Origin of the sequence: Streptomyces sp. NPDC006655 (genome assembly GCF_040703965.1) — a bacterium.
Taxonomy (GTDB): domain Bacteria; phylum Actinomycetota; class Actinomycetes; order Streptomycetales; family Streptomycetaceae; genus Streptomyces.
This window is the reverse complement of record NZ_JBEYJU010000004.1, coordinates 1-14,618: the sequence shown is the minus strand read 5'-3', so window position 1 is coordinate 14,618 and position 14,618 is coordinate 1. Positions and strand designations below refer to the sequence as shown.

Here is a 14,618-nt window from a genome sequence, read left to right as displayed (position 1 = left end):
TCTCTGTCCGTCACTCTCTCAGTGAGACGTCGACCACACTGCGTCACCGCACCGCAAAGGAGCGCTGCATGAATTCGACCCCCCAGGGGCAAGCCGACCTCGGTCCGGTCCCGGGTGACGCCGGCCTCGACACCGATCCGGACCAGTTGGCATCGGCCCGCCGCCTGGCACTCGAATCCATCGAGGAAGACCACCGGGCTCTCGAACGCGACGCAAAGTTGGCCTACAGTCCGGCCCTCCTCCTGGGATGATTGCACCGCGGTCGACGCGGACAACCGAGCCGGGGCGAAAGCACGGCAAGGGCAGGGGGGAGCCGATGAGTCCTACAGGCCTGCACGATCCGTTCTTCCGTGTCGTCACCGCGCCCGCCTTCTCACGGCATCACATAGCCGACCTCGCAGCCGGCCGCTGTGCCGTGCTCCGGGTGCCGGAGCTTCTCAGCGAGGCCACCTGCGCACAGCTCGTCGACTGCCTCCTGACGGCGGACTTCGACAGTTACGGCAGGGAACGCGTCCATCCGGCGGTCATGCGCTTCGGAGTGGGTGTCAGCGACCATCGCACCGAGGGTGGCATCGCGGACACCTACTGGCCGGCCCTGGACGCGGCCCGTCGGGCCTGGCGGTCGCTGCCGCTGCCGTTCGATCCACTGGAGGCCGCGCGCCGGGCGCTCACCTCCGACTGGCCGGGCAGGTCGGGCATCGCCCGGCACCGGGGCCGCGAGCTGGGACCGGGCGTGGCACGCGAGGCGCCGCAGGGCTTCCTGGTCCACTTCGACGACGCCGTACGTGAGTTCCCGGCCTCGCTGCTCGACGACCCGCCCGTCGCGCAGCTGGCCTTCAACCTCTACCTCGCCATGCCGGAGTCGGGCGGTGAAACGGTGGTGTGGCGCCATCGCTGGCATCCCGCCGACGAGGCATTCCGCCCCGTGAACTCCTACGGTTTCACGGAAGAATGCGTTCAGGGTGCGGAAGAATTGGAAATCAAACCGGCCGTCGGCGAAGCCCTGCTGTTCGACTCCCGTAATTATCACGCCGTACGGCCCGGAGGCTCCGGAAGACGCATCACACTGGGTTTCTCCGTCGGCCTGACGGCACACGGCGAGTTGCTCGCCTGGGGCTGACCTCCGCAATACTGTGACGGGGTGCATATGAACGTCCTTCGCTACGCTGCCTTCACCGCGGACGCCGACGGCGGCAACCCGGCCGGAGTGGTCCTGGACGCGACCGCACTGAGCGCCGCCGAGATGGCGGAATGCGCCGCGGAGGTCGGCTTCTCCGAAACGGCTTTCGTCACCTCCGACGGCGGGGACGATCTCCGGGTGCGCTACTTCAGTCCGAGAGTCGAAGTACCGTTCTGCGGTCACGCCACCATCGCCACTGCGGTCGCCCATGCCCGACTGCACGGCACGGGCGACCTGACGTTCCACACCCGGGCCGGCCGCATTCCGGTGCGCACGGACGTCGACGCCACAGGCCACGTCGTCGCCACACTGACGAGCGTCCCTCCGCGGTGCGTCGACCTGCCGGAGCGGCAACGCGACGCCCTGCTGTCGGTGCTGGGCTGGGACCCCTCGGAGCTCGACCCCGCCCTGCCGGCCCGGGTGGCCTACGCCGGCGCCTGGCACCCGGTGCTGGCGGCCGCCTCCCGCGAGCGGCTGGCCGGGCTCGACTACGACATGGGGCGGCTGACCGACCTGATGAACGGCCACGGCTGGGTGACCGTCCATCTCGTTTGGCGCGAAAGCCCCGAGGTCTTCCACGCCCGGAACCCCTTCCCCACCGGGGGCGTCTTCGAGGACCCCGCCACAGGCGCCGCCGCCGCGGCGTTCGGTGGCTATCTCAGGGAACAGGAACTGGTCACCCCTCCCGCCCGGGTGACCGTGTTCCAGGGGGAGGACATGGGCCGGCCGAGCACCATCACGGTCACCATCCCCCCGGGCTCCGACGAGGGCATCTCCGTGACCGGCACCGCTGTACCCATGTGACCGCCGAGCCGAGCGGGCCCCTCAGGCCCGTCACACCTGTCGGGTGATCTCCATCAGAGTCTCGACCTCAACCGGCGAGTTGAGCGGCAGGACAGCCACCCCCACGTCACTGCGCGCATGACCACCCCGCGCCCGGAAGACGGCGTTGTAGAGATCGCTCGCACCGTCAAGCGCCCGGGACGGTGTGGTGAACCCGGGTGCGCACGCGACATATCCCGTCACCTTGACCACCCGGGTCACCCGGTCGATTCCGACCGCGGCGTGAGCGGCCGCCAGTGCGGTGAGGGCGCACCACCTGCTGAGCTCCTGGGCCTGAGCGACCGAAACCTCCGCTCCCACCCGGCCCACCATCAGCAGTTCGCCTTCGGACAGGGGGACCTGTCCGGCCACACAGAGATGATCCCCGGTCACGACGGCCGGAACGTACCGCCCCTTCGGCGCACTCACCGGCGGCAGGCGAAGCCCCAGGGAGTCGAGCACCGCCCACAGTGAGGGGCCACCTGACGCTTCCTCAGCACTCGGCATGACCGACACCCTAGCGCCGCACGACCCCCGGGGCGGACGGGTTCGCAGTCGCCGCCGGGCCCCGGGGGGGCGAAAGGCAGACTGGACAAGATCTGAGGTTAGGCTAACCTAATCAGCGACTTGTCCGGCGGTGTCTCCGCACGTTCGAAAGCAGCCACGCCTATGTCCAACGTCAGAGCCGCCCACCTCACCCGTCGTGGCGTCCTCGCCGCCGGCGGCGCGCTCGGCCTCGGTGCCGTGCTCGCCGCCTGCGGTGACGACGGCAAGAGCGGGGGCGCCTCCGGCAAGGGGACGACGGGCGCCAAGTCCGGCCCCTGGACGTTCAAGGACGACCGGGGCACGACCGTGAAGCTGGACCGGGTCCCGGCGAACATCGTCGCGTTCGTCGGGGTCGGCGCCGCGCTGTACGACTACGGCATCGACGTCAAGGGCGTGTTCGGACCGACCACGACCAAGGACGGCAAGGCCGACGTCCAGGCCGGCGACATGGACGTCAGCAAGCTGACCGTCCTCGGCAACGCGTGGGGCCAGTTCAACGTCGAGAAGTACGCGGCCCTCGCCCCGGACGTCCTCATCACCACGGTGTTCGACGGCGCCGGCACCCTGTGGTACGTCCCGGACGAGTCCAAGGACAAGATCGCCAAACTCGCCCCGAGCGTCGGCATCTCGGCCTACGACCGCCGGCTCACCGTCCCGCTCCAGCGCGTCTGGGCGCTCGCCGAGTCCCTCGGCGCCGACATGACGGCCCGTAAGGTCACGGACGCCAAGAAGCGCTTCGAAGCGGCGTCCACCCGGCTGCGCGCCGCCGCCAAGGCGCACCCCGAGCTCAAGGTGATGGCCGGTTCCGCCGCCCAGGACCTGTTCTACGTCTCCGGTACCAACCTCTCCGTGGACCTGGAGTACTTCAAGTCCCTCGGGGTGAACTTCGTCGAGCCGCCGGAGTCCGCCAAGAAGCAGGGCGGCGGCTGGTACGAGTCGCTCAGCTGGGAGAACGTCGACAAGTACCCGGCCGACATCATCATGATGGACGACCGCTCGGCGACCATCCAGCCCGCCGACATCACCCAGGCCACCTGGAAGAAGCTCCCCGCGGTCAAGGCCGGCCAGGTCATCGCCCGCTCCCCCGAGCCGATCTTCTCCTACGACAAGTGCGTCGCGATGGTCGAGAACCTCGCCAAGGCGCTGGAGACGGCGAAGAAGGTCAGCTGACCCGCCACAGGCACATCCGGACGACTTCCTGAGTCCCAGGAGCCCCCATGACGACGGCCGTAGCCGCCCCGTTCCGTTTCTTCTCCCTCCAGGTCGCACGGACGAGGCGGCTCGGTCCGTCTCTGGTCCGGGTCACGTTCCGCGGCGCCGACCTGGCGCACTTCCACTCCCACGGGCGCGACCAGTCCCTGTCCCTGTTCCTCCCTGCCGAGGGGCGCACCGAGCCGGTGGTGCCCCTCGAACTGGGCGACGGCTGGTGGCAGGGCTGGCGTGAACTCCCGGACGACGTGCGGGCCGTGATGCGCTCGTACACGCTGCGGGCGCTGCGCCGGGATCCCGACGAGATCGACGTCGACTTCGTGCTGCACGGCGTCGAGCCGGGTGCGGCCGTCGCCGCCGGGCCCGCCTCCCGGTGGGCCTCCCGGGCCGCCGCCGGTGACCGGGTGATCCTGCTCGGACCGGCGGTCGCCGACAACCGGGCGATCCGCTTCCGGCCGCCCGAGGACACCGACCTGCTGCTGATCTGGGGCGACGCGACCGCCGTACCGGCCGCGACCGCCGTCCTGGAGTCACTGCCGGCCGGCGCCCGGGTCCGCGCCTGGCTGGAGGTGCCGGAGGCCGGTGACATCCAGGACGTGGCCACCGCGGCGGACGCGGAGATCACCTGGCTGACCGGCGGCCGGAGCGCCACGGAGGCGGTCCGCGCGGCACGCCTCCCCTGCCCCGCGCACCCGTACGCCTGGATCGCCGGGGAGTCGGGGCGGGTGAAGGAGCTGCGCCGGCACCTCGTCGGCGAGCGCGGGATCGACCGGCGCCGGGTCACCTTCGTCGGGTACTGGCGGCGGGGCCTGACGGAGGAACAACTCCGGGTGGCCGAAGGGTAGTCGGGCGAGCCGAGTGACGGCCGTCACGGGGAGGCGACGTTTACCTCATAGCACGTTAGGTTAGGCTTACCTAAGTAAGAATGATCACTCCGCTCCCTCGCACGGACCCCGCCCCCGGAGGACTCCCGCATGCGCTCCCACCTGCTCAATGACCTCACCGCGGAGCACTACCGCCGCCGCGTGACCGAAGGAGTGGAGCGGGTGGCGGCCAAATTCGCCACCACCGCACGTCCGTTCACGGGTGTCACCGTCGACACCCTCGCCCCCCTCGTCGACGCCATCGACCTCGACCGGCCGCTGCACGACACCACCGCGGTCCTGGACGAACTGGAGGACGTCTACCTCCGGGACGCGGTCTACTTCCACCACCCCCGCTACCTCGCGCACCTCAACTGCCCGGTGGTGATCCCGGCCGTGCTCGGCGAGGCGGTGCTCTCCGCCGTCAACTCCTCCCTGGACACCTGGGACCAGTCGGCGGGCGGCACCCTGATCGAGCGGAAACTGATCGACTGGACGACCGCCCGCATCGGCCTGGGCGCGAGCGCCGACGGGGTGTTCACCTCCGGCGGCACCCAGTCCAACCTGCAGGCGCTGCTGCTGGCCCGGGAGGAGTCGAAGACCGACTCCCTCGACCGGCTGCGGATCTTCGCCTCCGAGGCGAGCCACTTCAGCGTGCAGAAGTCCGCGAAACTGCTGGGCCTCGGCCAGGACGCGGTGGTCTCCGTCCCCGTCGGCCACGACAAGCGCATGCAGTCCGTCGCCCTCGCCCGCGAGCTGGAACGCTGTCTCGGGGACGGGCTGGTGCCGATGGCGGTCGTCGCCACCGCGGGCACCACCGACTTCGGCTCCATCGACCCGCTGCCGGAGATCGCCGAGCTGTGCGCGCAGTACGGCGTGTGGATGCACGTCGACGCGGCCTACGGCTGCGGACTGCTCGCCTCCCTGAAGCACCGGGACCGGATCGCCGGCATCGAGCGCGCCGACTCCGTCACCGTCGACTACCACAAGTCCTTCTTCCAGCCGGTGAGTTCGTCCGCCGTGCTGGTCCGGGACGCGGCCACCCTGCGGCACGCCACCTACCACGCGGAGTACCTCAACCCGCGCCGGACGGTGCGGGAACGCATCCCCAACCAGGTCGACAAGTCCCTGCAGACCACCCGCCGCTTCGACGCCCTCAAGCTGTGGATGACCCTGCGCACCATGGGCGCCGACGGCATCGGCGAACTCTTCGACGAGGTCTGCGACCTGGCGGCCGAGGGCTGGCGGCTGCTCGTTGCCGACCCGCGCTACGACGTGGTCGTCGAGCCGTCCCTGTCCACCCTCGTCTTCCGCTACGTCCCGGCCCGCGTCACCGACCCGGCCGAGATCGACCGTGCCAACCTGCACGCCCGCAAGGCCCTGTTCGCCTCCGGGGACGCGGTGGTCGCGGGCACCAAGGTCGGCGGCCGCCACTACCTCAAGTTCACCCTGCTCAACCCCGAGACCACGACCGCCGACATCACCGCCGTCCTCGATCTGATCGCCGGCCACGCCGAGCAGTACCTGGGGGAGTCCCTTGACCGCGCGTCCTGAACACCCGGCCACCGTCCACGACTTCGTGGGGATCGGGCTCGGGCCCTTCAACCTCGGCCTCGCCTGCCTGACCGAGCCGATCGCCGAACTGGACGGCGTCTTCCTGGAATCGAAGCCCGGCTTCGAGTGGCACGCCGGCATGTTCCTGGACGGCGCCCACCTCCAGACCCCGTTCATGTCGGACCTGGTCACCCTCGCCGACCCGACCTCGCCGTACTCCTTCCTCAACTACCTGAAGGAGAAGGGCCGGCTGTACTCGTTCTACATCCGCGAGAACTTCTACCCGCTGCGGGTGGAGTACAACGACTACTGCCGCTGGGCCGCGGGCAAACTGACCAACGTCCGCTTCGGCACCACGGTCACCGAGGTCCGGTACGCGGACGCGGACGAGGTGTACGTCGTCACGACGGCCGCCGGTGAGACGTACCGCGCCCGCCGGCTGGTCCTCGGCACCGGCACCCCGCCGCATGTCCCGGCCGCCTGCGAGGGCCTCGGCGGTGACTTCGTCCACACCTCGCAGTACCTCGCGCACCGCGAGGCGCTGCGGACCAAGGAGTCGATCACGCTGGTCGGCAGCGGCCAGTCCGCCGCCGAGATCTACCAGGACCTGCTGAGCGAGATCGACGTCCACGGCTACCTGCTGAACTGGGTGACCCGCTCCCCGCGCTTCTTCCCGCTCGAGTACACCAAGCTCACGCTGGAGATGACCAGCCCCGAGTACATCGACTACTACCACGCCCTGCCGGAGGAGACCCGCTACCGGCTCACCGCCGAGCAGAAGGGCCTCTTCAAGGGCATCGACGGCGACCTGATCGACGAGATCTTCGACCTGCTCTACCGCAAGAGCCTCGGCGGCCCGGTCCCGACCAGACTGCTCACCAACTCCTCGCTGAACGCGGCCACGTACGACAACGGCACGTACACGCTGAAGCTGCGGCAGGAGGAGCAGGGCAAGGAGTACGAGATCGAGACCCAGGGCCTGGTCCTGGCCACCGGCTACCGGTACGCCGAGCCGGAGTTCCTCAGGCCCGTCCGGGACCGGCTGCGCTACGACACGCACGGCAACTTCGACGTGGCCCGCAACTACGCGATCGACGTCACCGGCCGGGGCGTCTTCCTGCAGAACGCCGGCGTCCACACCCACAGCATCACCAGCCCCGACCTGGGCATGGGCCCCTACCGGAACGCGTACATCATCCGCGAGCTGCTCGGCTCCGAGTACTACCCGGTGGAGAAGACGATCGCCTTCCAGGAGTTCTCGACATGAGCACCACCGCCACCCCCGCCTTCGCCTTCCGGCCCCTCGACCCCCTCGCGGACGCCGAACTCCTGCACAGCTGGGTGACGCATCCCAAAGCGGCCTTCTGGATGATGCAGGACGCCCGGCCGGCGGACGTCGAACGGGCCTACCTGGAGATCCAGGCCGACGAGCACCACCACGCACTCCTCGGCCTCCACGCGGACGGCGAGCCCGCCTTCCTCATGGAGTACTACGACCCGGCCCACCGCGAGCTGGTCGGGCTGTACGAGCCCGAACCGGGGGACGTCGGGATGCACTTCCTCACCCCCGCCACCGAGGCACCCGTGCACGGCTTCACGAAGGCCGTCATCACCGCCGCCGTCGGCCACCTCTTCGAGGACCCGGCGACCCGCCGGATCGTGGTCGAACCGGACGTCCGCAACACGGCCGTGCACGCGCTGAACGAAGCCGTCGGGTTCGTACCCGTACGGGAGATCCAGAAGCCGGAGAAGAAGGCGTTGCTGAGCTACTGCACCCGGGAACGGTTCGAGCGGGCGGTGGCCGCCGCATGACCCTCTCGGACGCGGTCGCCCACCTGTCCCCCGAGCGCTGGGAGCAGGCCAACCGGCTCCTGATACGCAAGGCGCTCGCCGAGTTCGCCCACGAGCGCCTGATCACCCCGGAGGCGGACGGACCGTCGTACGTCGTCCGCAGCGACGACGGTCTGACGCGCTACCGCTTCACCGCCGTCCGCCGCGCCCTCGACCACTGGCAGGTGGACGCCGACTCCCTCACCCGTACCCGCGGCGGCGCCGAACTCCCGCTCGCCGCGCTGGACTTCTTCATCGAGCTGAGGGACTCCCTGGGCCTCGGCGACGAGATCCTGCCGGTCTACCTGGAGGAGATCTCCTCCACCCTCTCCAGCACCTGCTACAAGCTCACCAAGGACCGGGTCCCGGTCGCCGAGCTGGTCCGCGCCGGCTTCCAGGCCATCGAGTCCGGCATGACCGAGGGCCACCCCTGCTTCGTCGCCAACAACGGACGGCTCGGCTTCGGCGTGCACGAGTACCTGTCGTACGCCCCCGAGACCGCGAGCGCGGTCCGGCTGGTGTGGCTGGCGGCGCACAGGTCGCGGGCCGCGTTCACGGCGGGGGCGGGGATCGAGTACGCGTCCTTCGTGCGGGAGGAGCTGGGCGAGGCGACCGTCGAGCGCTTCGACGGCGTGCTGCGCGAGCGGGGGCTGGACCCCGCCGACTACCTCCTCATCCCGGTCCACCCCTGGCAGTGGTGGAACAAGCTCACCGTCACCTTCGCCGCCGAGGTCGCCCGCGGGTACCTGGTCCCCCTGGGCGAGGGCGACGACGAGTACCTGGCCCAGCAGTCCATCCGGACCTTCTTCAACCGCTCCCACCCCCACAAGCACTACGTCAAGACCGCCCTGTCGGTCCTCAACATGGGCTTCATGCGCGGACTGTCGGCCGCCTACATGGAGGCGACCCCGGCCATCAACGACTGGCTGGCCCGGCTCGTCGAGAACGACCCGGTGCTGAAGGCCACCGGCCTGTCGATCATCCGGGAGCGGGCGGCCGTCGGCTACCGGCACCTGGAGTACGAGAGGGCGACCGACCGCTACTCGCCGTACCGCAAGATGCTGGCCGCGCTGTGGCGGGAGAGCCCGGTGCCGTCCCTGCGGGAGGGCGAGTCGCTCGCCACGATGGCCTCCCTGCTCCACGTGGACCACGAGGGCGCCTCGTTCGCGGCCGCGCTCGTCGAGCGGAGCGGGCTGGCCCCGGAGGACTGGCTGCGGGCGTACCTGCGGGCCTACTACGTCCCGCTGCTGCACAGCTTCTACGCCTACGACCTGGTGTACATGCCGCACGGCGAGAACGTCGTCCTGGTGCTGAAGGACGGGGTGGTCCAGCGGGCGGTGTACAAGGACATCGCCGAGGAGATCGCGGTCATGGACCCGGACGCGGTGCTGCCGCCGGCGGTCGAGCGGGTGCGCGTCGAGGTCCCCGACGACAGGAAACTGCTGTCGATCTTCACGGACGTCTTCGACTGCTTCTTCCGCTTCCTCGCCGCGAACCTCGCGACCGAGGGCGTCCTGGCGGAGGACGACTTCTGGCGGACGGTCGCCGAGGTGACCCGCGCATACCAGGAGTCGGTGCCCGAACTCGCCGACCGGTTCGAGCGGTACGACATGTTCGCGCCCGAGTTCGCGCTGTCCTGCCTCAACCGGCTCCAGCTGCGCGACAACCGGCAGATGGTGGACCTGACGGATCCGTCGGGCGCCCTCCAGCTGGTCGGGACCCTCAAGAATCCCGTCGCGGGGTTCTGAGCCGGGCGGGCGGCGGTCTCCCGGGCCGGTGGAACAATCGGCCCGTGGCGGAAATCATCCAGAAGGACGGCACGTGGGTCTTCGACGGGGACGCCCTGCGGCTGACTCCCGGGCGGGACCGGAACGTCAGCGTGCTGCGCCGGGAGCTGGGTGAACTCGTGGTGCTGCTTCGCGCGTTGGCGGGGATCTCGTTCGAACAGGGCCGTAGGTCGGGGCGGCTGAGGCTGCGGCTGCGGGACGGCTCCGATCCGCTGACGTACGCCACCGGGGGCCGGCTCGCCGAGACCGACGACCCCTACCGGCTGACCGTCGAGCCGGACCGGTACGGGGTCGCCGAGTACGTCACGGACGAGGTGCGCGCCGCGCTGCTGCTGCGGGGAGTGCCGCGCACGCCGGTGAGCGACTACCTGCTGCCGGGGCCGCCGGTGCCGCTGTCGGTCTCCGCCGGGGACGGCACGGCGTCGTTCGACGGGGAGCGCGTGCGCCTGGAGTGGAACTGGAAGACGGAGGACGTCAAGGCCGCCGGAGGTCCGCGCACGCTCGCCCTGGCGGACATCCTGGGCGTGGAGTGGCAGCCCGCGGCCGGGTTGGAGAACGGGCATCTGCGGTTCCGGGTGCGCGGCGCGCCGGCCCGGACACGGGCCAAGTACGACCCGGACGCGGTGGAGCTGTGGGGGTTCCGGCGGGACCCGCTGATGGCGCTGGTCGCGGCCGCGGTGCAGGCGCGGCTGCCGCATCCCACGGCGGCCGCCGTGCCGGAGGCGTCCGGGGCGCCGGGGGCGTCCGGAGCCGATCACGACGCGTTGCTGCGCCGGCTGCGTGAGCTGGGCGAGCTGCACCGCGCGGGGGTGCTCACGGACGACGAGTTCACGAGAGCCAAACAGGCGGTCCTCACACGCATGTGAGGACCGCCCGCGGAGCCTTACTTGGCCTTGCGCGCCACCGTGAAGTGGTCGATGCGGTCGCCGGTCTCGGCTATGCCCGACACCTTCAGCTTGGCGTAGTGGCCGCGCGGGGCGGGCTCGACGTCCACGCGCAGGAACGAGTAGTTGAGGTAGCGCACCCGCGACCAGGTGACGGTCTCGTTGACCTTGCCGTCCTTGGTGTTGACGAAGGAGGCGACGGAGTCGACCTCGTTCAGGTGGCCCTCGTAGGAGTCGGGGGCGGTGAAGGCGTAGAGGCTGCGGCCGGCCGCGCCCGCGGTGACGTAGACGACACCCTCGGTCTCGGGGTAGGCGGTCTCGCCGATCGGGAGCTTCTTGACGACGGTGTTGCCCTTGATGACGTCGGTGCGCTCGTACTGGTGGTTGTGGCCGTTGATGACCAGGTCCACCGTGTACTTCTCGAACAGCGGCACCCACTCCTGGCGCACGCCCCCCTCCGAGGCGTGCGCGGTGGAGGTGCAGTAGGCGCAGTGGTGGAAGAACACGACGATGAAGTCGATGTCCTTCGAGGCACGGAACTTCTTCAGCTGGGCCTCGAACCACGTGGTCTGGGTGCCGCCCGAGATGCCGAGGTTGGCCGGGATCTCGAAGGAGACGTCGTTCGGGTCGAGGGAGATGATCGCCGTGTTGCCGTGCACGAAGGAGTAGACGCCCGGCAGGTTCTTCTTGTCCGGCCCGTTGTCGGGCAGGGAGAAGCGGGCCTCCTCGCCGCCGTAGCCGTTGGGCGAGTACCAGGCCTCCATGTCGTGGTTGCCGTACGACACCATCCACGGCACGGACTTGGCGACCGACTCGGTCTGGGCGAGGAACTGGTCCCAGATGCGGGAGTCGAAGCCGGTGTCCGCGCTCTTGCCCTGGCCGGCCGGGTCGGCGTACGCGATGTCGCCGGCGTGCAGGTGGAAGCTGGGGTTCTGGCCGAGGATCAGGCTGTCGTTGGCCAGGCCGTGGTAGCTGACGCCCTGGTCGCCGAAGGCCGTGAAGGTGAACGGCTCCTTGCGGCAGGGGGCGGTGGTGAAGGTGCCGATGGTGCTGGCGAACCGCGGGGAGGCCGGGTCGAAGCCGTCGTGGCCGACGCCGTAGTAGTACGTCTTGCCGGGCTTGAGGTGGGCCAGCTTGGCGTGCACGTAGTACTGGGTGTGGTCGCCGCTCGCGCCGATGCCGGCCGGGGTGTAGAGGGAGCGGACCTCGGCCTCGATCTTCACGGAGAGGTGGGAGGCGTGGGTGCCGATCCGGACGAAGGGCCGCTTGACCGGGACCGGGACCTGCCAGGAGATCGTCATCTCGGTGCCGGCGTCGTTGCCGAAGGCGAGGTGACGGCCGAAGGGCGCCACGAAGGCTCCGTCGACGTACGGGGTGGCGGGGGCGGAGGACCGGGTGGGGGCGGCGGCCTGGGCGGTGCCGCCCAGCACGAAGGAACCGCCCGTGACGGCGCCGAGCGTGACGGCGCCGCCTCTGATCATGGAACGCCGGGAGAACTTGGCGCGGAGGTACTCGTGCTGCTCGGCCATGCTCATGCGGTCGGCGAGCTCATCGGGTACGCCCATACGAGGAATGTCCATGGCGTCTGAAAATCGTCTCCACAAGCGACGTGGCGCAAGACACAGGATGGACAGGCTGCGAACAGCACCCCATAAGAGATTCAACAGACCGTTGCCCGGAATCGGGCAGGATTCTTGCGAAACCGGCGCCGGTACTCCAGGATCTACCGGGTGCACGACGAACTTGTTGATCACCTGATGCGGTCCACGCCCCTGAGCCGGGGCGAGGCGCTGCGGGTGGTCCAGGACGTGCTCGCCTACTTCGACGAGACGGCCGGGGACTACGTCCGGCGCCGCCACCGCGAACTCCAGGCGGAGGGCCTCATGAACGCGGAGATCTTCGACCGGATCGCGGCGGACCTGAAGTACCGGGCGGTCGCACCGCCGGAGCTCACCCTCCGGCAGCTGCGCCGGCTCGTCTACGGCTGACCTTCCAGGTTGAGGATCGGAACACCTATATATGTGCGGGATTGTCGGATACATCGGTAAGCGCGACGTCGCTCCCCTTCTTCTCGAAGGTCTGCAACGGCTGGAGTACCGCGGTTACGACTCGGCGGGCATCGTCGTCACCACGCCCAAGGCCGGCGGCCTGAAGATGGTCAAGGCCAAGGGCCGGGTCCGGGACCTGGAGGCGAAGGTCCCGGCGCGCTTCAAGGGCACCACCGGTATCGCCCACACCCGCTGGGCCACCCACGGCGCCCCCTCCGACGTGAACGCTCACCCGCACATGTCGGCCGACCAGAAGGTCGCCGTCGTCCACAACGGCATCATCGACAACGCGGCCGAGCTGCGCCGCAAGCTGACCGCGGACGGCGTCGAGTTCCTCTCCGAGACCGACACCGAGGTCCTCACCCACCTCATCGCCCGCTCCCAGGCGGACACCCTGGAGGAGAAGGTCCGCCAGGCGCTGCGCCTGATCGAGGGCACGTACGGCATCGCCGTCATGCACGCCGACTTCCCCGAGCGCATCGTGGTGGCCCGCAACGGCTCCCCGGTCGTCCTCGGCATCGGCGACAAGGAGATGTTCGTCGCCTCCGACATCGCGGCCCTGGTCACCCACACCCGGCAGATAGTGACCCTGGACGACGGCGAGATGGCGACCCTCAAGGCCGACGACTTCCGGACGTACACCACCGAGGGCACCCGGACGACGGCCGAGCCGACCACCGTGGAGTGGGAGGCCGAGTCGTACGACATGGGCGGCCACGACACCTACATGCACAAGGAGATCTTCGAGCAGCCCGAGGCGGTCGACCGGGTGCTGCGCGGCCGGATCGACGACCGCTTCTCCACCGTGCACCTCGGCGGCCTCAACCTGGACGCCCGGGACGCGCGCGCCGTGCGCCGGGTGAAGATCCTCGGCTGCGGCACCTCGTACCACGCGGGCATGATCGGCGCGCAGATGATCGAGGAGCTGGCCCGTATCCCCGCGGACGCCGAGCCGGCCTCCGAGTTCCGCTACCGCAACCCGGTGGTCGACCCCGACACCCTGTACATCGCGGTGTCCCAGTCCGGTGAGACGTACGACGTCCTCGCCGCCGTCCAGGAGCTGAAGCGCAAGGGCGCGCGGGTGCTGGGCGTGGTGAACGTGGTGGGCTCGGCGATCGCCCGTGAGGCGGACGGCGGGACGTACGTGCACGCGGGTCCGGAGGTCTGCGTGGTCTCGACGAAGTGCTTCACGAACACGACCGTCGCGTTCGCCCTCCTCGCCCTGCACCTGGGCCGCATCCGTGACCTCTCGGTGCGCGACGGCAAGCGGATCATCGAGGGGCTGCGCAAGCTGCCGGCCCAGATCTCGGAGATCCTCGCCCAGGAGGCGGAGATCGAGCAGCTGGCGAAGGAGTACGCCGAGGCCCGCTCGATGCTCTTCATCGGCCGTGTCCGGGGTTACCCGGTGGCCCGCGAGGCGTCCCTGAAGCTGAAGGAGGTCTCCTACATCCACGCGGAGGCCTACCCGGCGTCCGAGCTGAAGCACGGGCCGCTGGCGCTGATCGAGCCGGCGCTGCCCACGGTGGCGATCGTCCCCGACGACGACCTGCTGGAGAAGAACCGCGCGGCCCTGGAGGAGATCAAGGCCCGCAGCGGCAGGATCCTGGCGGTGGCCCACCAGCACCAGGAGAAGGCCGACCGCACCATCGTCGTCCCGAAGAACGAGGACGAACTCGACCCGATCCTGATGGGCATCCCCCTCCAGCTCCTCGCGTACCACACGGCGAAGGCGCTGGGCCGCGACATCGACAAGCCGAGGAACCTGGCGAAGTCGGTGACGGTGGAGTAGGGCCGGTCGCAAGCTCCGTGCGGGTGCGTGGGGGCTGGTCGCGCAGTTCCCCGCGCCCCTGACGGGGCGCTGAATCGCCGTCAGGACCAACGCGCCCCGAAGGGGC

The 14,618-nt window shown here is 69.9% G+C and carries 14 protein-coding genes; 12 read left to right on the top strand and 2 right to left on the bottom strand.

What is annotated here, in order from left to right; translation table 11 throughout:
- Window positions 1-68 precede the first annotated feature (68 nt).
- The 3 genes from AB0958_RS03160 to AB0958_RS03150 all read left to right on the top strand — a co-directional run bounded on the left by AB0958_RS03160 (window position 69) and on the right by AB0958_RS03150 (window position 1,984).
- The gene (locus AB0958_RS03160; protein ID WP_366888559.1) at window positions 69-251 is read left to right on the top strand and encodes a hypothetical protein; all 183 of its coding nucleotides are present in this window, start codon (window positions 69-71) and stop codon (window positions 249-251) included.
- Between the two features lie 65 nt (window positions 252-316).
- Window positions 317-1,120: a proline hydroxylase gene (locus AB0958_RS03155; RefSeq protein WP_366888558.1), complete on the top strand. Its 804-nt coding sequence runs from the start codon at window positions 317-319 to the stop codon at window positions 1,118-1,120.
- Window positions 1,121-1,147: 27 nt separating this feature from the next.
- Window positions 1,148-1,984 (top strand): PhzF family phenazine biosynthesis isomerase, encoded by an 837-nt coding sequence (locus AB0958_RS03150; protein ID WP_366888557.1) that lies wholly within the window; start codon window positions 1,148-1,150, stop codon window positions 1,982-1,984.
- Window positions 1,985-2,014: 30 nt separating this feature from the next.
- Here the strand turns inward: AB0958_RS03150 and AB0958_RS03145 are convergent, their stop codons facing one another.
- Window positions 2,015-2,509, bottom strand: a complete 495-nt coding sequence (locus AB0958_RS03145; RefSeq protein ID WP_366888556.1) for a RidA family protein — start codon at window positions 2,507-2,509, stop codon at window positions 2,015-2,017.
- A 162-nt stretch (window positions 2,510-2,671) separates the two neighbouring features.
- On the opposite strand from AB0958_RS03145, the gene AB0958_RS03140 reads away from it, so the two are divergent.
- The 7 genes from AB0958_RS03140 to AB0958_RS03110 all read left to right on the top strand — a co-directional run bounded on the left by AB0958_RS03140 (window position 2,672) and on the right by AB0958_RS03110 (window position 10,657).
- Window positions 2,672-3,718, top strand: a complete 1,047-nt coding sequence (locus AB0958_RS03140) for an ABC transporter substrate-binding protein (RefSeq protein WP_366888555.1) — start codon at window positions 2,672-2,674, stop codon at window positions 3,716-3,718.
- A gap of 47 nt (window positions 3,719-3,765) precedes the next feature.
- On the top strand, window positions 3,766-4,602 hold the full coding sequence (locus AB0958_RS03135; protein WP_366888554.1) for a siderophore-interacting protein: 837 nt from the start codon (window positions 3,766-3,768) through the stop codon (window positions 4,600-4,602).
- 129 nt (window positions 4,603-4,731) lie between these two features.
- The gene (gene desA, locus AB0958_RS03130) at window positions 4,732-6,174 is read left to right on the top strand and encodes a lysine decarboxylase DesA (RefSeq protein WP_366888553.1); all 1,443 of its coding nucleotides are present in this window, start codon (window positions 4,732-4,734) and stop codon (window positions 6,172-6,174) included.
- Window positions 6,158-7,441 (top strand): lysine N(6)-hydroxylase/L-ornithine N(5)-oxygenase family protein, encoded by a 1,284-nt coding sequence (locus AB0958_RS03125; protein ID WP_366888552.1) that lies wholly within the window; start codon window positions 6,158-6,160, stop codon window positions 7,439-7,441. Before desA ends, AB0958_RS03125 begins: the two co-directional genes overlap by 17 nt.
- Window positions 7,438-7,986, top strand: a complete 549-nt coding sequence (locus tag AB0958_RS03120) for a GNAT family N-acetyltransferase (protein WP_366888551.1) — start codon at window positions 7,438-7,440, stop codon at window positions 7,984-7,986. The genes AB0958_RS03125 and AB0958_RS03120 overlap by 4 nt, the downstream gene beginning before the upstream one ends.
- Window positions 7,983-9,752, top strand: a complete 1,770-nt coding sequence (locus AB0958_RS03115; protein WP_366888550.1) for an IucA/IucC family siderophore biosynthesis protein — start codon at window positions 7,983-7,985, stop codon at window positions 9,750-9,752. Before AB0958_RS03120 ends, AB0958_RS03115 begins: the two co-directional genes overlap by 4 nt.
- A 44-nt stretch (window positions 9,753-9,796) precedes the next feature.
- A complete protein-coding gene (locus AB0958_RS03110; RefSeq protein WP_366888549.1) occupies window positions 9,797-10,657 on the top strand; it encodes a DUF4429 domain-containing protein in 861 nt (286 codons plus the stop codon).
- A 17-nt stretch (window positions 10,658-10,674) separates the two neighbouring features.
- Here AB0958_RS03110 and AB0958_RS03105 read toward each other — a convergent pair whose 3' ends face one another.
- The gene (locus AB0958_RS03105) at window positions 10,675-12,240 is read right to left on the bottom strand and encodes a metallophosphoesterase family protein (protein WP_366888548.1); all 1,566 of its coding nucleotides are present in this window, start codon (window positions 12,238-12,240) and stop codon (window positions 10,675-10,677) included.
- Between the two features lie 165 nt (window positions 12,241-12,405).
- Between AB0958_RS03105 and AB0958_RS03100 the strand changes: the two genes are divergently transcribed.
- Both AB0958_RS03100 and glmS read left to right on the top strand, forming a co-directional pair.
- Complete coding sequence (locus AB0958_RS03100; RefSeq protein ID WP_366888547.1) at window positions 12,406-12,663, top strand: hypothetical protein; 258 nt, start codon at window positions 12,406-12,408, stop codon at window positions 12,661-12,663.
- 31 nt (window positions 12,664-12,694) lie between these two features.
- Window positions 12,695-14,512, top strand: coding sequence for a glutamine--fructose-6-phosphate transaminase (isomerizing) (gene glmS / locus AB0958_RS03095; RefSeq protein ID WP_366888546.1), 1,818 nt, complete (start codon window positions 12,695-12,697; stop codon window positions 14,510-14,512).
- Window positions 14,513-14,618 lie beyond the last annotated feature (106 nt).